Annotated in this window: 19 protein-coding genes and 2 pseudogenes; 12 read left to right on the forward strand and 9 right to left on the reverse strand. The window is 59.8% G+C overall.

The genetic code is table 11. The features are described 5' to 3' along the window. The first annotated feature begins 26 nt into the window (after positions 1-26). From WS87_RS31220 to WS87_RS31235, 4 genes are read left to right on the forward strand one after another with little or no spacing between them, the layout of a single operon-like run. Positions 27-1,646 (forward strand): acyl-CoA ligase (AMP-forming), exosortase A system-associated, encoded by a 1,620-nt coding sequence (locus tag WS87_RS31220; RefSeq protein ID WP_059815422.1) that lies wholly within the window; start codon positions 27-29, stop codon positions 1,644-1,646. Continuing rightward, a complete protein-coding gene (locus WS87_RS31225) occupies positions 1,643-2,851 on the forward strand; it encodes a pyridoxal-dependent decarboxylase, exosortase A system-associated (RefSeq protein WP_059815426.1) in 1,209 nt (402 codons plus the stop codon). Before WS87_RS31220 ends, WS87_RS31225 begins: the two co-directional genes overlap by 4 nt. A gap of 28 nt (positions 2,852-2,879) precedes the next feature. Further along, positions 2,880-3,998 carry an acyl-CoA dehydrogenase gene (locus tag WS87_RS31230; protein ID WP_059815429.1) on the forward strand — a complete coding sequence of 373 codons (1,119 nt, stop codon included), beginning with the start codon at positions 2,880-2,882 and terminating at the stop codon, positions 3,996-3,998. A 38-nt stretch (positions 3,999-4,036) separates the two neighbouring features. Then, the gene (locus WS87_RS31235; protein WP_236873272.1) at positions 4,037-4,588 is read left to right on the forward strand and encodes a GNAT family N-acetyltransferase; all 552 of its coding nucleotides are present in this window, start codon (positions 4,037-4,039) and stop codon (positions 4,586-4,588) included. Positions 4,589-4,857: 269 nt separating this feature from the next. On the opposite strand, the gene tnpC is transcribed toward WS87_RS31235, so the two are convergent. The 3 genes from tnpC to WS87_RS31250 are packed head-to-tail and all read right to left on the reverse strand — an operon-like array spanning position 4,858 to position 7,323. Continuing rightward, the gene (gene tnpC, locus WS87_RS31240; RefSeq protein WP_059820731.1) at positions 4,858-6,423 is read right to left on the reverse strand and encodes an IS66 family transposase; all 1,566 of its coding nucleotides are present in this window, start codon (positions 6,421-6,423) and stop codon (positions 4,858-4,860) included. A gap of 31 nt (positions 6,424-6,454) precedes the next feature. Continuing rightward, positions 6,455-6,805, reverse strand: a complete 351-nt coding sequence (gene tnpB / locus WS87_RS31245; RefSeq protein WP_059531434.1) for an IS66 family insertion sequence element accessory protein TnpB — start codon at positions 6,803-6,805, stop codon at positions 6,455-6,457. After that, positions 6,781-7,323, reverse strand: coding sequence for a transposase (locus WS87_RS31250; RefSeq protein WP_059531437.1), 543 nt, complete (start codon positions 7,321-7,323; stop codon positions 6,781-6,783). The genes tnpB and WS87_RS31250 overlap by 25 nt, the downstream gene beginning before the upstream one ends. 36 nt (positions 7,324-7,359) lie before the next feature. Between WS87_RS31250 and WS87_RS31255 the strand changes: the two genes are divergently transcribed. The 4 genes from WS87_RS31255 (at position 7,360) to WS87_RS31270 (ending at position 11,119) form a co-directional block, all read left to right on the forward strand. Beyond that, a complete protein-coding gene (locus WS87_RS31255) occupies positions 7,360-8,172 on the forward strand; it encodes a 3-oxoacyl-ACP synthase (protein WP_159085729.1) in 813 nt (270 codons plus the stop codon). After that, positions 8,169-9,095: a 3-oxoacyl-ACP synthase gene (locus WS87_RS31260; RefSeq protein ID WP_059820110.1), complete on the forward strand. Its 927-nt coding sequence runs from the start codon at positions 8,169-8,171 to the stop codon at positions 9,093-9,095. The genes WS87_RS31255 and WS87_RS31260 overlap by 4 nt, the downstream gene beginning before the upstream one ends. A gap of 344 nt (positions 9,096-9,439) precedes the next feature. Continuing rightward, a complete protein-coding gene (locus WS87_RS31265) occupies positions 9,440-10,222 on the forward strand; it encodes a helix-turn-helix transcriptional regulator (protein WP_082750714.1) in 783 nt (260 codons plus the stop codon). Positions 10,223-10,465: 243 nt separating this feature from the next. Further along, on the forward strand, positions 10,466-11,119 hold the full coding sequence (locus WS87_RS31270; RefSeq protein WP_082750713.1) for an acyl-homoserine-lactone synthase: 654 nt from the start codon (positions 10,466-10,468) through the stop codon (positions 11,117-11,119). A 65-nt stretch (positions 11,120-11,184) separates the two neighbouring features. On the opposite strand, the gene WS87_RS31275 is transcribed toward WS87_RS31270, so the two are convergent. Next, positions 11,185-11,751: a hypothetical protein gene (locus tag WS87_RS31275; protein WP_082750712.1), complete on the reverse strand. Its 567-nt coding sequence runs from the start codon at positions 11,749-11,751 to the stop codon at positions 11,185-11,187. 687 nt (positions 11,752-12,438) lie between these two features. Here WS87_RS31275 and WS87_RS31280 point away from each other — a divergent pair. After that, positions 12,439-12,732, forward strand: coding sequence for an H-NS histone family protein (locus tag WS87_RS31280; RefSeq protein ID WP_082750711.1), 294 nt, complete (start codon positions 12,439-12,441; stop codon positions 12,730-12,732). A gap of 348 nt (positions 12,733-13,080) precedes the next feature. Here the strand turns inward: WS87_RS31280 and WS87_RS31285 are convergent. Continuing rightward, a pseudogene (locus WS87_RS31285) lies at positions 13,081-13,937 on the reverse strand (tyrosine-type recombinase/integrase); the annotation flags it as partial. 94 nt (positions 13,938-14,031) lie between these two features. Between WS87_RS31285 and WS87_RS31290 the strand changes: the two are divergent. Then, positions 14,032-15,230 (forward strand): IS3 family transposase gene (locus WS87_RS31290; protein ID WP_179952362.1). Its coding sequence is split into 2 segments (ribosomal slippage): positions 14,032-14,347 and positions 14,347-15,230, totalling 1,200 coding nucleotides; the frame shifts between segments, so codons are not numbered across the junction. On the opposite strand, the gene WS87_RS31295 is transcribed toward WS87_RS31290, so the two are convergent. Both WS87_RS31295 and WS87_RS31300 read right to left on the reverse strand, forming a co-directional pair. Continuing rightward, entirely contained in the window at positions 15,222-15,578 is a 357-nt protein-coding gene (locus WS87_RS31295) for an Arm DNA-binding domain-containing protein (RefSeq protein WP_442861415.1), read from the reverse strand. The two genes, WS87_RS31290 and WS87_RS31295, sit on opposite strands and share 9 nt — an antisense overlap. 266 nt (positions 15,579-15,844) lie before the next feature. Then, positions 15,845-17,419: pseudogene (locus WS87_RS31300) on the reverse strand (UPF0182 family protein); the annotation flags it as partial. Between the two features lie 324 nt (positions 17,420-17,743). On the opposite strand from WS87_RS31300, the gene WS87_RS31305 reads away from it, so the two are divergent. Both WS87_RS31305 and WS87_RS31310 read left to right on the forward strand, forming a co-directional pair. Beyond that, positions 17,744-18,163: a DUF1810 domain-containing protein gene (locus tag WS87_RS31305; protein ID WP_059820107.1), complete on the forward strand. Its 420-nt coding sequence runs from the start codon at positions 17,744-17,746 to the stop codon at positions 18,161-18,163. A 55-nt stretch (positions 18,164-18,218) separates the two neighbouring features. Next, entirely contained in the window at positions 18,219-18,533 is a 315-nt protein-coding gene (locus WS87_RS31310) for a hypothetical protein (RefSeq protein WP_059536285.1), read from the forward strand. Between the two features lie 520 nt (positions 18,534-19,053). On the opposite strand, the gene WS87_RS31325 is transcribed toward WS87_RS31310, so the two are convergent. Beyond that, the gene (locus tag WS87_RS31325; RefSeq protein WP_059820106.1) at positions 19,054-19,347 is read right to left on the reverse strand and encodes an H-NS histone family protein; all 294 of its coding nucleotides are present in this window, start codon (positions 19,345-19,347) and stop codon (positions 19,054-19,056) included. A 394-nt stretch (positions 19,348-19,741) separates the two neighbouring features. Continuing rightward, a complete protein-coding gene (locus tag WS87_RS31330) occupies positions 19,742-20,200 on the reverse strand; it encodes a helix-turn-helix transcriptional regulator (RefSeq protein ID WP_269467400.1) in 459 nt (152 codons plus the stop codon). Positions 20,201-20,612: the final 412 nt, after the last annotated feature.

Genomic DNA, 20,612 nt, shown 5'->3' on the forward strand with positions numbered 1-20,612 from the left:
GCTCGACATTCGATCCGGATACCATCATGAGAAACATACTCGACCTCGTGCAAGCCGCTGCAAGCCGCACACCTGATGCGGAAGCGCTCGTCTGCGGTTCCGCCCGCATACGCTACCAAGATCTGGCTCTACGCGCGCGCGGTATGGGCGACGCGCTCCACGCACTTGGGTTCACAGCCGGCGCGCGCATTGCGATCTATCTGGACAAACGTATCGAGACGGTCGTGTCGATGCTGGGTGCCGCCGCCGCGCAATGTGTGTTCGTTCCCATCAATCCGCTCCTCAAACCCCAGCAAGTCGCTCACATCCTGCACGACTCCGGTGCCGATTGCCTGATTACCAGCGCGCTGCGCGCGCGGGTCCTTGACGAACATGGTCTTACGGGCGTTTCCTACACGATCATCGTGGACGATGCCGGCTCCGCAAGCCGACATCTCCGAACAACAACGCACGTTCAAAGCTGGCCCGAGTCCGCGAGCGGAAATCGCACGGAACGCGATAGTGACAATCCACCGCAATCACCGGCGTCGGCCAATGTCGACACGGATCTGGCCGCCATTCTCTACACATCAGGCTCGACTGGATTGCCGAAAGGCGTGATGCTGAGCCACCGCAACCTGCTCGAAGGTGCCTGGAGCGTTGCTCACTATCTGAACAACGTCTCATCCGATCGAATCCTCGCCGCCCTGCCGCTCAGTTTCGATGCTGGCCTGAGTCAGCTCACATCGACTTGGGCGGCGGGAGCCACCGCCGTGCTCATCAACTATCTGGCACCGCAAGACATCATCGATGCCTGCGCAAGCGAACGCATTACGGCGATCACGGGCGTGCCGCCCTTGTGGATGCAACTGGCCCGTGCGGCTTGGCCTGAAACGGCACGCCGGAAGCTGCGCTACTTCGCGAATACCGGCGGCAAGCTGCCGGCGCCCGTCTTGCAGCAACTCCGGGCATTATTTCCGCAGGCCAAACCCTATCTAATGTATGGCCTGACCGAGGCATTTCGCTCCACGTTTCTCGACCCCTCAGAGGTCGATCGTCGCCCCGATTCCATCGGGAAAGCCTTACCTAACGCCCGAATTCTGGTCGTTCGCGATGATGGCTCGCCTTGTGGACCGAACGAAACTGGAGAACTCGTCCATGTCGGAGCCTGCGTCACGCTCGGTTATTGGAATGACGCGACGCGCACAGCCCAGCGCTATCGACCTTCGCCCGAGCTGAAACCCGGTGGTGCGCCGCGAGATCGTGCTGTCTGGTCAGGTGATCTGGTACGGCGAGATGCAGAGGGATTCCTGTACTTCGTCGCACGCAACGACGCCCAAATCAAGAGTTCTGGTTATCGCATCAGCCCGGAAGAGATCGAAGAAGTCGTTCACGACAGCGGTCTTGTCACGGAAGCGCTTGCCATAGGCATCCCTGACGATGAACTTGGCGAAGCGATCGTGCTGTTGGTCGTGCCAGTCTCCAATGGCTTAGATGCTCAAGTGCTTCAGGCCTGGTGCGTGGAGCATTTGCCGCGCTACATGGTGCCGCATCGCATCGTGGTCCGCGAGACAGTTCCGCGCAACCCCAACGGGAAATTCGATCGAGCCGCATTGCGCGCCGTCTTCGCTGACCCTGACGCCGCATCCGAAGTGAGGCAATCATGAACGCGTTGTTTGGCGAGCGCGAAGGTGTTCTCACCGTCGGCGGCGTCGAGATCAATCGCCTGGCCGATCGCGCAGGGCGCACACCGTTCTTCGCCTATGATCGCGCAACGCTCGACGAGCGTGTATGCACGCTGCGCGATACGCTGCCAGCCGGTATCGACCTACATTACTCGGTCAAGGCGAACCCGATGCCCGCGGTCGTCCATCACCTCGCGCCACAGATGGACGGGTTCGACGTGGCATCGGCCAATGAGATGGCACTTGCGCTGAATGCGGGCATGCCCGCAGAACTGATCGGCTTCGCCGGCCCCGGCAAGAGTCGCGACGACTTGCGTCGCGCCGTCGCAAGCGGTGTCAACATTCACCTCGAATCGATTACTCAGCTGCACCTCGTGACAGCCCTTGGCTGGGAGCTCGGCGTTCAGCCCAAGGTCGCCATTCGAGTCAACCCGGACTTTCACGTCGATCACAGCGGCATGCGCATGGGTGGAGGGGCCACCCCTTTTGGGCTCGATGCCGAGCAGGTGCCCGCGCTACTGCGCGAGCTCGATGCTCGAGAAGTGACGTTGGCCGGTTTTCACATTTTTTGGGGATCCCAGTGTCTGCACGCCCCGACCGTCGTCGAGGCTCAACGGAAGAGTGCGGATCTGATCGTCAGATTGGCCAGTGACTTGTCGGTCGCGCCGCAATACGTGAATTTCGGGGGCGGTTTCGGCATCCCCTATTTCCCGGGGGAGACACCACTCAACCTCGCCGCGGTCACCGAGGCCATGAATGATTGGCTCGAGATGTTTCGCAGTCGTTTCCCGGCCACGCGCACGGTCCTGGAATTTGGGCGATATTTGGTCGGGGAAGCCGGCATCTATGTCTGCCGAGTGATCGATCGCAAGGTATCCCGAGACCAAACGTTCCTGATCACTGATGGCGGCCTGCACCACCACCTGGCTGCATCCGGGAACTTCGGGCAAATCCTGCGCCGCAATTTTCCGGTCACCATCGGGAATCGCCAAACTCAAGCCCCTACGGAACGTTGCCACATCGTCGGATGCCTGTGCACGCCGCTCGACCGGATCGCCGACGATGTGCTGCTTCCCGAAGCTCACATTGGGGACTTTGTGGTCGTCTTCCAATCGGGCGCCTATGGACGCTCGGCCAGCCCCAGGGACTTTCTTGGCCACCCTGATGCGATCGAGATGCTCGTCTGACCACCCTCGTTCTTTGTGGAGGATTGTGATGTTCTCCCCCGATTCCTTCCCGCCGGGGCCGGCTTCGGCGCCGCGGGCACTGACCGATGATCAACGCAACCTCTATATCGCGAGCCAACGCTTCGCGCGCGACCGACTGGAGCCCTTGCTTGCCGGTTCACCCAGCGTAGCAGCGTGGCAAGAAACCGTCAGACTCGCAGCCGCAACACTTGATCTTGGAGCAATGGTCCTACCCGAGGAACACGGCGGCCTGGGAATCGACCGTCACGGCCTGGCACTTGTTGTCGAAGCGCTCGCCGCCGGACCGCTTGAGCGTGCGTTGGAGTTGACGCTGACAGCACCCGCGCTCATGGTGCTCCGCACGCACAATGCGCTCGGTCCAGTTCTGGCTCGGCCTGTTCAGGCGTATTTCGACGGCACAACAGCGATCGCGTTGTCCGTGCCCGGTATCGACAACGGGACAATATGGCAACTTGGCCCACTGGGCGGCGCGGTGACCCTTACCATGCGGATAGATGAGAAGCGGCGCCTCCTCCTTACCGAGTGCCCACGCGATCGGCGATCTTCAGGATCGACAGGCATCGCCACGCTCGGCGCCCTCGTGTTGGAGCAATTGCATTCTGACGAAGCCGCGGCCGAAACGCCGCTCGCCGTGATTGCGCGAGCCGACAGCGATAGCGTTCCTCCCGCGCAAACGTACATGACGGAAATCGGCCTCTATCTCGCTGCGCTCTTGACGGGCGCCATGCAACATAGCGTCCGGTTCGCGTTCGATTACGCGACGACTCGCCAAGCGTTCCGAAAGCCGTTAGCAAGCCACCAGCTCGTCGCGGCGCGATTATCCGACATGCTGATCGTCACCCATGGCACCCACCTGTTTTTGCAGGCAGTAAGTACGGCTCTCCCGTCGGCGCCGGTCCCGCTGGTCCCGCTGGTCCGTCAGTTACTGCGACACGTCGCGGCCGAGTCGGTCAACGTCAGTCGCGAATTCGTGCAGCTTTGCGGCGGCCATGGTTATGTTGAAGGGCTCCCGCCGGCAGCCCGCGTCCAGATGGGCCACTGGTTTGCCTTCCTGCTCCAGCGCATCGACACAGCGCTCGGCTGGCTCGCGGAGCCGCGGATGGCAAACGAGGAGGTCGACGGATGAATGGCTGCGCCCCTACGGATGGCACGCCTCAGCCCTCAATGGACAACGCTGCATCGCATGCAACGTCCTCTACTTTCTGGCTACGCGAACCAAGGCTGAATGACATCGACGACATCGTCGTCTGGCTCGCCCAGCCGACCATCAGCCGGTGGTTCGACTTCGGGCTCGGCCGCCAAACCCTACCCGCATTGGCGGTGCAAGCAATGGTCCATAGCAGACAGCATCGAATACGCGTATTCGGTTCGGTTGGCTATACAGTGCCGAGCGGTATAGTCGCCATCAGTGATGTCACGCATCGCTTCGCGACGGGCTCATTCTGGATCCTTCGCGACCGGTTGCGGCCAACCTGCGTCAATATGGCTTTCAACGCCGCGACATACCTCCTTCATGAAGCGTTCGTCCTTGATCGGCTGCGGTGCATCACTGCATGGGCTGTCGACTGTAATGTTCCGTCGCAACGTCTGCTCGCGCGCCTGGGTTTTCGTCTGATCGGACAGCAACGAGACTGCCATCTCGTCGATGGCATGCGCGTCGGGCGGCTCCTTTACGACCTGCTGCCCGACGACCTCGCGCTACCATGCGCACCATGAATACACCTGTGATCACGGCACTTGCCAGCTATGTGCCGCACACAGTCGCTGTACAGCGTGAGCGCGGAATCGAGCCGCCGCTCAGTGCTCCGATGCGGTCCGGTTGGCACGCTTGGGTCACGTCGTGGCAAGCGGATTACGCCCCTCACCCCACACAGAAGGCGGCTTCAACCGGAAGCGCTGCAATCAGCGCAGCGCCGGACGAATTTCGTTGTGTCCCTGTTGAGCGCGATACCGATCTATCGTATGCGGTCTTTTAACGACGCCCATCAGAGGTTGGGAGTGGCAGGCATGCTCCATGGCATGAGGGCGGCATAGTCGTCGGCGGTTGCGGCGAGCGGCAACCTGGTGAACAGCCAGACCAGATAGCGATACGGCTCGACGCCGTTCGCCTTGCACGTCTCGACGAGGGAGTACAGGTTGGCGCTGGCCTGCGCGCCAGCGACAGTATCGGAGAACAGCCAGCCCTTGCGGCCGACGACGAACGGCCGGATCGCGTTCTCGCACAGGTTGTTCGAGATCGGCCAGTTGCCGTTACCGACGTATCGGACCAGCTTGGGCCACTGTCCGCTCATGTACTGCAATGCCTTGCCGAGCAGACTCGACGGCACGACGCCCGGCAGATGCTCAACCAGCATGCGCTCGATGATGGCGAGCACGCGGGCGCTGTACCGAGCGCGCAGTCGTTGCCGACGTTCAGACTTCCACTTCGCGCTGCGCACCTCGGCCGCGAACAGCTTGCCGATCAGCACGACGAAGCGCGTGGCCAGCAGATCCGGCGAGCGTGCCGCCTTCGGCACCGACTCCTCGGCCTTGATGAAGCTGCGGCGCACGTGTGCCCAGCATCCGAGATGCACGAGCTGGTGATCGTGGGCGATTCCGTTGTAGAGCTCGTACCCGTCAGTCATCAGCACGGTGCCAGGCTGCACGCCAGCATAGAGCTTCTGCGCATGCTGGGCGCCGCGCCCCGGCGAGTACGAGAACATCCGTACTGGTGGCCCCGAGCCGTTGACCTGCGCCCACAGGTAACTCTTCGCCTGCGGCCTTCGTCCCGGTTCCTTCAGCACCTGGAACGTTGTCTCGTCGCCGTAGATCAGGTCCGACTCGAGCAGCGCGTCGCGCATCAGGTTGATCACCGGCTGCGTGGCCAGTCCCACCCGCACCACGCTGGCGGCCAGCGTGTTGGACGAGATGTCGCCGCCGAAGCGACGCAGCAGCGTGGCTTGGCGATACAGTGGCATACCGTACTGGTACTTGCCAGTGATGATCCACGCCAGCGCGGATTCCGTGAGCAACCCGCGCGGGATGATACGCGCTGGCGCCGGCGTGACCTTGATGCCGAGATCACAGCACGGGCACGCGTACTTGACGCGCTGGTGCTGAACGACGCGGACCTGCTCGGGAATCACGTCAAGCTGTTCGCTCGTCTCGACGCCGATCTCGACGAGAGCCTGGCCATCATGCGCGCAGAATCGTTCAGACTCGGGTAGTTCGTGCCGCACGACCTCGCGCGGCAAGTTCGGATCGAGTGGTTTGCGTCCGCGCTTGCCTCGCGTGTGGGCGGCGACAGACGTGCCGGGCGCGTCCTCGCGCGCGGGCGCATCGGTAGTGGTGGCCAATGCTTCAGCTTCGTTGAACAGGCCGAGTTGGTCGGCATGGCGCGCCTCGCTAGAGGCACCGAACAGTTCGTGCTTGTAGGCCCGCAGCTTCTCTTCGGCCAGATCGCGCTGGGCCGTCACGAGTCGAAGCTCACCGCGCAGCGCGTCACGTTCGGCGCTCGCGGCAATCAGCGCTTCGTATTCCTCCGCGCTCAACATGACGGGGCTATTCGGCATGGCCGATTAGACCATGCCATCTGCGTAGTGTTCAGCTCATCCGCGCGTAATATCGCTGGGGATGCTTCTGGATCACGGCCAGGTCGATGCCGTCGAGCAGCCAGTGCAACTGCTCAGTGCTGAGCGTGATCGTGTCGCCGCCGTTCGGCCAGACGAAGCGGTCGGCTTCGAGTCGCTTGAGCAGCAACCAGAAGCCGTTGCCGCCCCAGCCGAGGATCTTGACTCGATCACGACGGCGGTTGCCGAAGACGAACAGCGCCGAGGTCATTGAGTTCAGGCGCATCGCCTGTTCGACCAGGATCGACAGCCCGTTGATGCCCATGCGGAAGTCGACGGGATCGCGATGCAGGTAGACCTTCAGCCCTTCGTCGAACCGGAACACGGCAGCCTCCCGAGCATCTGGATCACCGTGGCCAGCTCATCGACACTCGCCTCGCCGAGATCGAATTCGACACCATTGGACAAGCGCACATGTAACGAGAGCGCCATCAACGACGGGGCTGGTGGCAATACTGGGGAAGCGGCAGGCACAGTCGACGCAGTCGTGACGACAGGAACGAATGCTCGCGCTTCACTCATTGGAACCCGATGTGCAGTGCCCGGAATGTCGATCGATACGCCGTCGATCACCAGCGGGTCCGGCCTCGTCGGGGTTTGCAGCGTATGCTGCTGATGGCGCGAGATCCAGCGACGCAACTGGTTCGGATTAACGTCATGGTCCATGGCCGCCCGGGCGATCGATACCCCCGGCCTCAGGCAAAACTCGACCAGCTCCCGCACGGCATCTTCATCAAATTCCCGCCGGCCATCCCGTCTGCGGCCAACCACCAGTCTGCTTCGAAGGTCCTGTTTCTCTGTCATCACGGTCTGAGTGCATGTGTCCACGCGGACACTTAGCATCTGACCTTCTGCCTACCATTGGTAGGGCGTCGTTTATTGACGGCTTACGATCTATCCGGGCTCGCCGCGAAAGTGGCGCAGACAATATGTGCTGCGCGGCCAGCCAATGAAGCCCCGATCGATATTGCAATGTTCTGCCACAGTAGCCTCAACGAGCATGTGTCCACAACGACCGCTGGACGCTTGCGTGCAGTAATCGGCACGCCCTGCTTCCCATTCTCCATCTCCCAACAGCAGGGGGCCTCCACGTTCACGGCCCTCCAGCTGGCGAGTGATCTGCTGATTGCGGAGCCCGAAATCCACACCATCTTGATCGTCGCTGCAGAAAAGTGGTGTCCACCGTTTCCGCGATGGACGGATCAGGGAATTGTGCAGGGCGATGCAGCCGGTGCCATCCTCGTGGAACGCTCCAGACCCGCGTCTTGCGGACTGGTGGTGATCGACGCACGCGCCAGCCGCCTCCACCGGTTCGCGCCACCCGCCCCGCTCTCAAGCCTAGACATCCGCACCGATTGGGTTCCGGCGCTGCAATCGACGATCGACGCGATACTGCTCCGACACGCGCTTCAGCCGAACGACCTCGACACCGTCGTAGGAGCAGGAATAGATCCGCAGCTTGATGAAGCTATTTGCCGACATCTCAGTCGCCGTGTCGTTGAATTTTCCGACCGCCGCCGCGCCCATCTAGGCGCAGCCGAACCTATCGTGCGGCTCGCCAACGCACTCGAATCTCACGACCTGTCAGTGTGCGATCGAATCCTGACGTGGGGCGTCGGCCTGGGCGGTTTCGTCGGTTGCGCACTGTTCGAATCGCATGGCAGGCCGCACTTATATCTCAACCCGTCATGAGCGCTTCTATCGGGATCGTCCATACCGCTTACTATCTGCCTGAGCCGGCCGAGGACGTCCGCAGCTGGGCCCAACGAACCAAGCAGTCCGTCGAGACCGTCAAACGCCTCGAAGAAGCGGGGGTGCGCTCATTCTATGACGCTCGGGGACAGACTGCGCTTTCGCTCGCCGCGAACGCCATCCAATCGCTCGTTCGTGCCACCCATCTTGCTCCCGACACGATCGACTTTCTCGTCTACGTTCATACGCTTCAGGGCAGCGTCGCCCCTCCGCCGCTATCCCTGCCACGCCTGCTATGCGAACACTTTGGTTTCGAGCAGGCAGAGGCATTCTCGTTTGCGCAACAGCATTGCGCCTCATCACTGGGCGCGCTACGAATCATTCGCGCGATGTTTGCCGCCCGCCCGGCCATCAACCGCGGCCTGCTGGTCGGCGCAGACGTCATGCCCCTTACAAGCGACCGGTCAATCGCGGGGGCCGGATTGCTCAGCGACGGCGCATGTGCTGTGCTCGTCGAACGCGATGCCTCGGTCAATCGATTGGTCTCGTTGGCGTTTCACGCGAGTGGAGAAGGTTGGCGCGGCACACTGGGAGAAGATGAATCGCGTTTCGCAGCTCAGTACTTCTTTGCGGCGCGTCGACTCGCGACGCAAACGAGCGCCGAAGCAAATGTGCCCCCAACCGAGATTCAGCGCATCTTGCCTTCCCATCTTGATCTGCCAACCTGGCGCCGAACTACCGCATCGCTCGGTCTTCCAGCACGATGCCTGTTTACTGACAACTTTGCTCGCGTCGCGCATGTGACGGTCAGCGATCCATTCATCAATCTCGCCGACTGCGATGATCTGGTCCCCGGTAAGCCTTTCCTGCTATGCGCCCGCGGAGTGGGAGGATTTTCCGCAGCGGCACTCTTCGTTCGTTAACCGGATCGTTGAATTCAGGAAATTTCGCTGATGGCGCGGCACGCGATCGCTAAATACGTTGCAATATCGTTCTTGTTCCGAGACGGTGACTTTTAAAAATAAAATCGCGTATTAAATTATTACAATCTTTTGGATGACGTTCCGATTCAAACCATTAGACTCCACACTAGTTACGCACCCAACGTCCATCTCGACGTAACCTCCGACGTCGGCCATCGCATAGCGGGTGCGCGGGTATTCAGCACCCCACTACCATATCGTTTGCCGGAGTCGCTGCCACAGTGCTGGCGCCCTGCTCCAGCATTTCTCTTGAATGCCACTAGGCAATAAGTAAGGTAGAAGTCATGAGAACGCGATTCCGGCATCGCACAAGCAAAAAAGCATCCAAGCCACCACCGTGGAATGTCACATTAGCCACCCGAATGGCGCCAATTCTGTCTCTCTTTACCGATGCAAAGGATATTTCTTCTCTTTCTGACTTGCTTGGCAATGCGGTGCTTCCATTGGGTTTTCCATGTTACTCCGTCACACGGATCTCCCTGACTTGCATTCGCTCTAGACCTAGCATGTCTATGGAGGCAATCTGCTCGCATTATCCCAATAACTGGGTGCAGCACTATCTACAGCACAACTATGGCCCCATTGATCCCGTACATCGAGCGGCTTTTACTTCCTCAGGACCTTATCGCTGGGGCGATATTACCGACTTGAACCATGCTGAGCGACATGTGCTCGTGGAAGCATGCGACGCCGGACTCAAAAACGGCCTGAGCATTCCAATTCGTGAGATCGGGGGCAGTGTTTTGCTCATCAATCTGTCAGGGCCGTCATCCCGTATCAATGCAGGGACGAGCCGGCAGCTCGCGAGCGTAATCGGCAATCTATTTCGGTTGGAGCTGGATCGATTCGCTCCTCCCCATCCGAAGGCGTTCATTCAGCTTTCCCCGCGTCAGCGCCAATGTCTTTCATGGGTCGCACAAGGAAAAACATCGACGGATATCTGCACGATTCTCGAAATATCCCGCCATACCGTCGAATATCATATCACTGAAGCAATGAAGGTACTGAACGTGAATAGCAGGATAGCAGCCGCCGTCATTGCCTCAAATTACGGCCTACTTGATTGAACATCTTATTTTCAGTAAAAATTTTCCGAATAATGCGTGAGCGCGTCACCGGCATGATTTAACCATGCCCCCGAGCTTCTCGAATCCCATATATTGAATAATTCCGGACAAACCAGAGATCTTTAATCTCGCACGGATGATGCGCGTCCAATATTCGTCTGCACCTCCTCCCTACCTAACTAGTTCCTGTTGTTGTTTCGACTTGATACGGTGGCGCCCATCAATAAACGATGGAGAACGCAAATGCCACTCATTATCGCGGGTAGGTTGAGCGACTTACCGCTTGAACTTCGTGATGGACTCGGCGCGTTCCGGTACGACGTGTTCGTGCGCCGTCTCGGCTGGCCGCTACCCGATGTTAAGGAAAATGAAACCATAGAATGGGATCACTTCGATGGCGAATACACCATTCAGGTTGTTGAACTCACTTCCGAAGGGCAGATATGTGGTTGCGCACGTCTGATGCCAACTACCGCCCCGTACCTGCTCCGAGAACTACTTCCTCAATCGTCGAACCTCGATTTTCCCTCGTCACCGACCGTATGGGAGCTATCGCGGTTCGCCGGCTCGGGCATGCAACTCTTTCCGTATGTCATGGCCGTCGCGGCATCCCTCGGCGCGACCCGCATCATTGGTGCCGTCACCCAAGCCATCGCACGGCTGTATCGCCGCTTTGGCCTCGATCTTCAGTATGTGGGACCTCATCCGGAGACCGCTACCTCTCCGTTCGTGGTCTGCGCCATTGATCTCACGCCCGCCGCGTTCGCCAAACTTGGATCCGATCTCGACAGTCTCCGATCTTCAATCACGTGGCATCGTCCGTTCACGCCGAATGTTCGTGGCTCGGTGGCCGAGACGGTACCACGCGCTGCTCGTTGCACGGCAGACGTCCAATAGATCCGGTCCCGGCGGCGACCGTCGCGCTTCGCCGAAATTGGTGTGCTCGACTTCCACGACTACAACTAGGATGTGGATCGCCGGTGGTGATGCCGGTTATCCGCATCCTTTACCCAATCGGGCCGGATGGCGGACGCGTAGGCCTGACCGGTCCGTGAACCTTCGCCGCTTGCCTGTGCCCTCAGTCCGAGACGTTCATCAATCGCATGAGCGACAGTCGAAGATTTTGGCAGACGGCCGTCATCGCAGTCCGTCCAGAACACATGCATCGCGTCGAACAAAACTGAGAGGATCGTGGTCAGGTAAGGCAGGCGAACGACTACACCGCCTCCCATCGAATTGCCATCAACAGGACCGTAGTGATCGCTCGGCACGTCGGCCGGCAGGTCTATCCGCAACGCGTCAAGTTCACGCTGCAATCTCTCTTCAACGCAGTAGTGCGCGGTCGCCGAGTTCGCCAGGACCTTGCCGAGCTCGCACAGCTTCTCGTCTTTTAGTTGAACGCATCTTGTGAGACGCCGAATCTGCGTTTCGGCCCTTCGCAAACGAATCTGTAAGGTCGCGCAATCGCAGGCCAGTGCCGAGCATGCGCTCGTATCACTCGATCGCCAAACATTATCGCGTTGCTCCATAACAGGCCTCGCCTCGAACGTGGCGATATGTACTCCACACGCCGCGAGAAATCGGACCGATGATGCACCGACCTGGCCGGACTCATCGCGCTGGCGCAAATCGGTTCATCTTTTTTCGTTCCTTCTCGCAACAGTGTCAACTGTGAAGATTGGGGGGGTACCGATCAGCGCGTCTGCGAAGTTGAACGATATGAAAAAACGGATCGTCCAATCAAAACATTGGCGCAGAGTTGGTCTGTCAGTTGCACGAGGTCACGCACGTACGAAAGAATAACGTGGCGTGTCTGACGTTTTACGCGTTGACACGGTCTGGCGCACACAAAAATAGCTTTCCTCATTGTTCCTACGACGTAATTCAATAGAGAGGGCCGCCGTCGCCCCTGCTGGATCGAAGCGGTTGACCGTACATCGGTGGGCGACGTACGATCGCTCGACAATTTGCTGATGATCGTCAGGAATTTGCATACCCAACCGCAATAATCCAATGTATGGCTTCGATGTCCCACCAAATTCGCGGCCTCGGAGACGATAAATGATCGACTCCGGGTCAAAACGATGAGAAAATTGCGTAATCGCTCCAATTACGCCTCCGACAATGACATGTCGCAGACATGGTGCATCGCGCCGAATTGGACTCTTCGAAGCGACCATTTCAATACTGTTTCCTTTAACCACGTGGAGTGAAGAATGGCCACCTATCAAGAGTTGAAAGCTAAGGCTGAAGCACTGCTCGTGCAAGCAGAAGAAGCCAGGCAGGCCGAACTAGAGACCGTGCTCGAAGAAGTTCGTGCGCGCATTCAAGAGTATGGCCTCACGCCGGAACAGCTCTTCGGCCGTAAGCGCGCACGTGGCGCGAATGGCAGTCAACCTGCGACGGCGAAGTATCATGATCCGAAAACGGGCAAAACGTGGAGCGGGCGTGGCCGCGAACCGTCATGGATCAAGGGTAAGAAACGTGATCGCTTCTTGATCGCCGAATGATCACGGCAGCGTAGCGATCGGTCGCCCTACGGACACCCTCTGGGCCCGCGGCTTCATGCTGCAGACCCAGTTGAATCTGTATCAAGCCGTGCCGGCCCAACCGATTCAGATCCGCCTTATCTGACCAACGTTGAAGACTCCCTGCGGTCCATTGGAATCCATACCGTTCGTCTGCGGGGCAACTCTATTTCACACATAGCAGCGATATCGACAGATGCCGATGAATTCGGCCTGCATTGCATCAGGATCAAGCGACATACCGACGACACAGCCTCGCACTCGCGGTACCGTGCAAGTGCGAACCCGTCCGGCCCGCAGCACCGTTTCCAGAACAGAGGCAGCGTCGATCTAGGCAGCGAACGTTTGCGGCATGACCGGCGCCATTGACGTTTCAAGCATGTGTCCGCCTGAACAATACGCCCCCCAGTCTTCCATCATGAGCCGCCGTCTTTCGAGTTGATCGCGACGCCGATAAGCCGCTATCGTCTGCGAAGTAATGATATGCGCCAAGGCTTCCTCTGCCAAAGAATCCGGATAGTCGGTGCATTCGGCGACCCAGTCACGAAATGTCGACCGGAAACCGTGCACGGTGCTGCCGGAGTACGACATGCGTTTCAGCAGGGACAGCATCGCCATGTTCGACAGTGGGCGCCCTTCCGTGCAACCGGGAAAAAATATCCATACTTCGCCTTCGGCAGCGCACTGCGTACGATCTCGACGGCACGCTTGCAAAGCGGCACGCGCAGCGGTCGACCGCTCTTCGTACGATCGCCCGGGATACTCCAGACACGATTGTCGAGGTCAAACTCCTCAACCCGCGCAAACCGTGCCTCGTTCGTGCGAGTCGCCGTGAGAATAAGCAGGTGCAGCACCCGTGCCGCGCGTCGGGGACGAAGCTCCAGCTCCCGGATAAACGTCGGAAGGTCTTCCCAAGGCAACGCCGGATGATGCTTTACCTGCGAGCGTTTCTTTGACCGTGGTAACACCAGTTGGAGATGGTCTACGTAACGAGCAGGGTTACCACCGGCGCGGTGGCCCATCACGGTCTCCGCGCCCAGGATCGCCTTAATGCGCCCCCGCACACGGCGCGCCGTCTCTGCCTTTTTGGTCCAAATCGGCTGCAGAATGCGGACAATCATCGCTATGTCGATGTCGCGCACACGCACATCGCCGATGATGGGATAGGCGTAGGTCTTCAGCGTATTTGGAGCGGCCCCACGTATCTGAGGACACGAGGACTCTATTAAAATAAGGGATAGTCTTGTGCCTATCAGTAAGCCTAGTCATTACGTGGAAAGTATCGAAATTCTGACCGAGCCGGAGCGCCGTCGTCGGCGCACGGCGCAGGAAAAAATCGCCATCGTGCAGGAAACACTGGAGCCGGGGGCTTCGGTGTCGGCCGTGGCACGCCGGCACGGCGTCAACGCCAACCAGGTGTTCGGCTGGCGCAAGCAATACCAGGAAGGCAGTCTGGCGGCGGTGAAGGCAGGTGAATCTGTTGTGCCCGCATCTGAGCTGGCCGCCGCCATCAAGGAAATCAAGGAACTGCAACGACTACTCGGGAAGAAGACGTTGGAGGTCGAAATCCTGAAAGAAGCCGTGGATTGGGGCCGGTCAAAAAACCTGATTGCGCGCTCGCCCTTGCTGCCAGGGGACGACCGATGAAGACGGTCTGCGAAGTTCTCGGCGTGGCGCGCTCTGCCGTGGTGGTGAAGCGGACTCGTTCGTCTGACTGGTGCGATGGCCGCCGTGTCCGCCCGACTGACGATACCGGGTTGGTCGAGGAAATTCGGGGGCATGTAGCGCACCTGCCGACCTACGGTTATCGGCGTATCTGGGCGCTGCTGCGCCGTAGTCGAGAGCAGACTGGCGCACCGTGCGTCAACGCCAAGCGCGTGAATCGGGTTATGCGTGAGCACCAGTTGCTGCTGCGCCGCCCCGGCGTGCGGCGAGACAAGCGGCGCCATGACGGTCGCGTTGCTGTGGACCGAAGCAACACCCGCTGGTGCTCCGATGGCTTTGAGTTCCGGTGCGACGACGGCACGCCGCTGCGCGTAACGTTCGCGCTGGACTGCTGCGACCGGGAGGCGATTAGTTGGGCGGCGACGACCGGCGGACATAGCGGTGATGTAGTGCGCGACGTGATGCTGGCAGCCGTCGAGCAGCGCTTCGGCGCCACGCAGGCCGCGCAGCCCATTGAATGGCTCTCGGACAACGGCTCGGCCTACATCGACCACCGCACACGCAGCTTCGCTCGAGAACTGGGCCTTGAGCCGCTGACCACGCCGGTGCGTTCGCCCCAGAGCAATGGCATGGCCGAATCGTTCGTGAAGACCATGAAGCACAATTACGTCGCCTATATGGACAAGCCTGACGCACCAACGGCGCTCTCACGTCTGGCTATTGCGTTTGAACACTACAATGAGCGTCACCCGCATAAAGCCCTGAAATACCGCTCGCCTCGCGAGTTCAGGCGTGCTGCGGTGTCATCAACCTAACGGTGTCCGCGTGTCCTGAGTTACAGGGGCAACTCCAGTATTGTCCCATTGCTGACTGTGCTTCCGGTTTCGCCACTCCGATTCGTGCGCTCGAATGAACGCTTCAGCTGCCTCACGGAACGTCACGTTGGCATCGACGGAGATGTCGAGCAATCGACGACGCTGCTCTTCGCGCCGTGCCAGGATGGGATCGACCTGATCCCGGACCATCTCGCGGTACCTAGTGGCCAGCTTTCGCGCTTCACCAAGCGAGACTCGCGAAAGCGGTCCGAGGCCCATTTCGCGCACTCGCCTGTCGAGCGTGAAGCGAAACACCCATGAGCGTGCGCCACTGCCGGCGATCTGCATGAAGAGGCCACCGCCGTCGGCATAATGTCCTGGATCCACCGCCTTCGCGACCCGCAGCGCGCTAAGCCGATGCAACTGTCATCCCGCCATGCCGCCCTCCTTTCCTACCCACAAAACCCATGTTGCCACCCATGTTTCGTGAGGAAATTGTGGAGGACGCGGCTGGACGTCGCAAGCACATCGTTACCCACAAAACTCCGCGAAATCATGGGCTTGCGGACTTCCAGAGGAAGTTCAAGGAACGCCGCGGAAGCCCGGCATGGCGGAAGGCTCCGCCGTACCGCACCGCCGATCGCGACACCGTCGCGCCCGCTGTAGGACGTGTAGACGTTGCTGTCACCCTTCGGGTAGTCGAATTCGGGCACACTGCCCTTCACGATCACATAGCCCTGCCCGCCTTCACCGAAGTAGATGCGCGGTTCGTTGATCGCCGGTCCGCCATCGGCGACAGGCGGAATGTCGTGCAGATAGAGCGACGGCAAGCCTTCCGTGGATTTCTCCGTGACCGGCGACATCACGATGCCGTTTCCGTGGGTGAACAGAAGATGCAGGTTCACCCAGGTTCGGGCGTTCTCCGGCAACATCGTATGTTCCAGTTCGCGCGCCGACAGCATGACCTGCCGGTAGCCGGAGTCGAGACGGTAGCGATCGATATCCACGGAAAAGAACTTGTAGTAAGTCCTGATCTCCTGCAACTGCGCATAGGTATCCATCAGCGGCTGCACATCCCACAGGCGGATGTTGTCGACGGTCGCGCGATTGGCCTGCAGCGACGCAAGATTCAGGCCTTGCTCGGCCGCGAACGGTTTGACCTCGATCTGCGCAAGACCGTAAGCCTGCCTCGTCAACGCGATGTTGTGCCGGATATAGGGCGTCTCGAGCTGCAGTTCGCTCGGCTTGACGTAGAAACGCTGGAACAGCGCGGGATAGACGATGCCGAGCGCAAACGAAGTACCGAACACGAGCAGCATCGCAGCGGCCGGCAACTGATAGCCGGGCTGGCGCATGTTGACCACCATCGCAACGACCGCCCCAATGGCCAGGCCGACGAGCAGCCACAACACCGGCAGCATCACGTGGACATCCGTATAGCCGGCACCGACCACGACACCGTTGTTGTCGTATAGCAGCAGGAAGCGTTCGAGCCACCAGGACCAGGCTTTCACCAGGAAGAAGAGTGCCAGCAGCGCCGACCCGTGAACCGCGGCGGCCGACGAAAACCCCTTCGGCGGGCGCAGCATGATGTCGCCACGCAGCCAGTAGACGCCGCCTGCGACGATCGCGCAGCAGACGACCACTTGCAGCAGCAGGTTCTTCAGCACGATCCAGACGGGGAGCGCGAACAGATAGAAACCGATGTCCTTGCCGAAGATCGGATCGTGCGCGCCGAACGGCACCCGATGCAGAAAACGAAGCGCAACATCCCAGCTCGACATCGCACCGGCGGCGATTGCAAGCCCGAGAATGACGGCGCCCGCAGCGATGACCGCGCGCCAGGGAATGCGCGACGCGACCTCCCCTGCCAGCGCCCGCAGGACATCCTCCGCCCGCGTCGACGAAGTGTCCGCTACCTGCCAGACATCGACGGGCCTGGCATAACGATGCGCGAGCCACCCCGACGCGCCGATCGCGACCGCCGACACGGCGAACACGGCGACGAACAGCAGCACTCTTGCGGACAGGATCGTCCAGAAGACGCCGGCATAGCCGATCGACGAGAACCAGAGCCAATCGACCAAGAGACCGGTGTTGCGCCCGACGACGATCAGGCAGGCGATGACGATCGCAGCCGCGATCCCATAGCGTCTCAGGCGTGGGACGGACGTTGCTTGCGAGCGCATCGAAGCTTCCTTTGCCGGGCCGTCATGCGTGGCCGGCCGCGACCGGACGGGGGTGTGCCGCCGATCCGTCAGCGAGAATCGCGGCCGGCCGCATGTCTGAATGCAACGCCCGTTGTCGATGCATCGCCATCCGGCGGCATGCGCGACGTCGCCGGCAACGATCGAATGCGGTGCAGTGCACTGCAGCAAATTCGATCTCGCCGCCGTGAGACGCGATGCGCAGCCAACGGAGCGCACGGTCAAGGTGGCGTTTGCACGCCATCCGGGTCGCGCTCACAATAGACGTTCCGGCGGCTTTCCGCGCCGGAACGGACGGAGGGCGAAATGGACGATCCCCATGATCTTCAGCGCTTTGTCGACGCACAGGATTCGGTGTATGCGCAGGTCTGCGACGAGCTACGGCACGGACACAAGCGAAGTCATTGGATGTGGTTCGTGTTTCCGCAGATCGAAGGGCTTGGCGACAGCGCGATGGCGCAACGATACGCGATCTCGACACTGGCCGAAGCCGTCGCGTATCTTCAGCATCCGCTACTCGGCGAAAGGCTGCGGGAATGCACACGACTGGTCAATCAGGTCGAAGGCAAGTCAATCCAGACGATCTTCGGGTATCCGGATTACCTGAAATTTCGGTCGTCGGTCACGTTGTTCGCGCATGCGACTCCCGACAACGCGGTGTTCGTGGAGGCGCTCGAGAAATATTTCGGCGGCGAGGCCAATCACGACACGCTTGCACGAATCTAGGCGATGTCGGCCTCGCGCCGCGTTAGAATAGCGCCCCTTCTCATGGGAGACGACAATGTCCTGGTTCGTTTATGAAGTGCCCGAATACCACGAAGACGCTCCGCGCATCGAGCCCTACAGCGACCTGCGCAGCCGTGTACTGAAAGTCGGTGGCCTGGCCATGGCTGACGAACTGGAAAGCGTTCGCGAAAACGCCGCGGCGACTGCGGACACGCCCGAGCGCCCCCTGCGGACGCCGGAAAATCCGCAGGTTTTTCCGATTCCCTACGCCGACTCCATGATCCTGGTCGGGTTCATCTTCGATCTGAAGCGAGACTTCCGGCAACTGGTCGTGTCACCGGTAGAAATGCCCTGGTTGAACGACGCGTAAACAGTGGTCGGACCGGACGCGGACGGGGGCGTTGCGCCTGTTCTGAAGCCGGGCCCGACTGGCAAGGTGTCCGTTATCCACGGTGTTCTACAACAACGATAACTGGGCCGGTGTGCTGGTGCAAACTGCTTGATCGCCCTCTCTAGGCGTCAGGCTCGGCCTGTCCGTGGACTGAGAACGCCCGTCGTCCGGTCGATACCTTCGCACCCAATCGGCGCCAAGCACATCGGATGAGAACACAACGCCGGGCGCAATCTGAACAAGTTCGCTCATCCGCGGATTTTCCTAAGCGGGCCGAACGTCGAAGTGAGCTGCGGCGTATCGCGCGCTGCAGTTCCACACTCCGACGCCGTCACGGGTGAAGGAAGCCCAACCATCCTTGACGATCACGTCTGCACCGGGAAATACGTCGCCGTATCCATTTGCCGTGGCAGCGAAGACCGTCCGCTCGCGACACGTCGCCCAGTATTTCCCATCGGCAAGCGTTAGCGGTTTTGTGCTCAACCGGCAACTCGACTCACTATTTGATCAAGAACCGGTCGCGGTTCTTTGCTCCCGCAATCCATTGAGGGGCCCGGCCACGACCGCTCCATGTTGCGCCAGTCTTCGGGTCGCGATACTTCGGCGCAACCGGCGCACTTACGTTCGTCGCAACCGCACGGCGCCGCCCGAAAAGCTGCTCCGGCATGATGCCATACTCGGCAATCTGTTCACGGATCGTCGTGATGATGCTGTCCAGTTCAGCAAGTCGAACTTCTTCCGCTTGCTGTGCCAGCGCTTCGGCTTGGGCTTTCAACTCGAGATAGGTAGCCATGTATGTGCAGGGACTCCGATTTAGAAGATTGACCGGTGGTTGAAATGGCCTTGGGCTTGAGCGAAGACCCGTCGACCTCGACAGACACATTATATTCATGGTTTAGCAAGAACCAAATGGCTCGACGACGCATGACACTACCGCCATGGTCATATTCGTGAATCTCACAAACGCTGCTGACGCTCAGCGAATGGTACTCCGCACGTAGAGTTCACGCTTCGGATTACCGATTTAAATTCACACAAATACAAATGTCCGGTTCTCGCCAAGTTCAGATGTCCCATTTTCGACCGATCGCAAGCTGACCGGCCGCTGGCAATCCCGCGCCGGACGCTGCGATGGCTGCAATGGAGCGGATCACGATGGCGATGCGTGAAATGTGACCGGAGTTGATTCAGTTCTTCTCGATCAAGTTGCGGACAGCGAACAATTCGGCATCGTTGCGGATACCGAGTTTACGATATGCGGATTGCTTTTGCGCGCTGATCGTCTTGGGACTTCGGAAGAATTTCGACGCGATCTCGGACACGGACATACCGGCAAGAAAGAACCGCAACACTTCATGCTCACGCGGGCTGAGCAGAAAATCCACGGCCGACCCAGAATCGGACGACGGTGAATCGTCGCCGCCAGCGGTCCTCGGTTCGGCCCCACGTGAATCTGTCGTCGTGCCCCACGTGATCCGGTGCGAGAGTTCGGCGCTTATAAATGAGTGACCATTTGCCACGAGGCGGATCGCGCGGGCGAGTTCGCCGAGATCCTCGCTCTCGCCGAAAAAACCGAGCGTACCTGCGCGCATCGTCATGTTGAGGTCGCTGACGAATCGCTGCTCGACATCATCAGCATCCGACAATCAGGGAAGCGCGTATTGATGAGCTGACGAGATTCCACGACGATAGGTTCGCGTGGGAAGCGTCGGTCTGGTAACACGATTTCTTCCGTGCGAACCATTCACTCAGATTTTCTGGGATCGTTCAAGTAACCCTGAATCTTCTCTTGATGGCGTTCGCCATGCCCGCCGTCGCAGCTCGATGCAATAGCTACGGCTATTAAAAGAAGCTGCACAGACTTGAAGTCAAAGCCGAAATCTCGAGCAGGTAAGGCGACAGGATCAAGACGCAGAAGCTCCGGGAGAAGCGCTAATATTTGATGTCCCGCTGTCAGCTGACGCACACCCTTGGCGGGGTGGCCGAAAATTGCGCTCCGTACCAATATCATTAATTTGCCGTAAGCGCGGGCGCGCAGTGTCCGGATAGGTTCGCCGT

This window comes from Burkholderia sp. MSMB0856, assembly GCF_001524645.2.
Taxonomy (GTDB): domain Bacteria; phylum Pseudomonadota; class Gammaproteobacteria; order Burkholderiales; family Burkholderiaceae; genus Burkholderia; species Burkholderia diffusa.

Bases quoted from the DNA above. Each gene is read 5' to 3' on its own strand.
- WS87_RS31220 (WP_059815422.1), top strand. From the start codon at position 27: ATGAGAAACATACTCGACCTCGTGCAAGCCGCTGCAAGCCGCACACCT.
- WS87_RS31225 (WP_059815426.1), top strand. From the start codon at position 1,643: ATGAACGCGTTGTTTGGCGAGCGCGAAGGTGTTCTCACCGTCGGCGGC.
- WS87_RS31230 (WP_059815429.1), top strand. From the start codon at position 2,880: ATGTTCTCCCCCGATTCCTTCCCGCCGGGGCCGGCTTCGGCGCCGCGG.
- WS87_RS31235 (WP_236873272.1), top strand. From the start codon at position 4,037: ATGGACAACGCTGCATCGCATGCAACGTCCTCTACTTTCTGGCTACGC.
- tnpC (WP_059820731.1), bottom strand. From the start codon at position 6,423: ATGCCGAATAGCCCCGTCATGTTGAGCGCGGAGGAATACGAAGCGCTG.
- WS87_RS31250 (WP_059531437.1), bottom strand. From the start codon at position 7,323: ATGCTAAGTGTCCGCGTGGACACATGCACTCAGACCGTGATGACAGAG.
- WS87_RS31260 (WP_059820110.1), top strand. From the start codon at position 8,169: ATGAGCGCTTCTATCGGGATCGTCCATACCGCTTACTATCTGCCTGAG.
- WS87_RS31265 (WP_082750714.1), top strand. From the start codon at position 9,440: ATGAGAACGCGATTCCGGCATCGCACAAGCAAAAAAGCATCCAAGCCA.
- WS87_RS31270 (WP_082750713.1), top strand. From the start codon at position 10,466: ATGCCACTCATTATCGCGGGTAGGTTGAGCGACTTACCGCTTGAACTT.
- WS87_RS31275 (WP_082750712.1), bottom strand. From the start codon at position 11,751: ATGGAGCAACGCGATAATGTTTGGCGATCGAGTGATACGAGCGCATGC.
- WS87_RS31280 (WP_082750711.1), top strand. From the start codon at position 12,439: ATGGCCACCTATCAAGAGTTGAAAGCTAAGGCTGAAGCACTGCTCGTG.
- WS87_RS31295 (WP_442861415.1), bottom strand. From the start codon at position 15,578: ATGCAGATCGCCGGCAGTGGCGCACGCTCATGGGTGTTTCGCTTCACG.
- WS87_RS31305 (WP_059820107.1), top strand. From the start codon at position 17,744: ATGGACGATCCCCATGATCTTCAGCGCTTTGTCGACGCACAGGATTCG.
- WS87_RS31310 (WP_059536285.1), top strand. From the start codon at position 18,219: ATGTCCTGGTTCGTTTATGAAGTGCCCGAATACCACGAAGACGCTCCG.
- WS87_RS31325 (WP_059820106.1), bottom strand. From the start codon at position 19,347: ATGGCTACCTATCTCGAGTTGAAAGCCCAAGCCGAAGCGCTGGCACAG.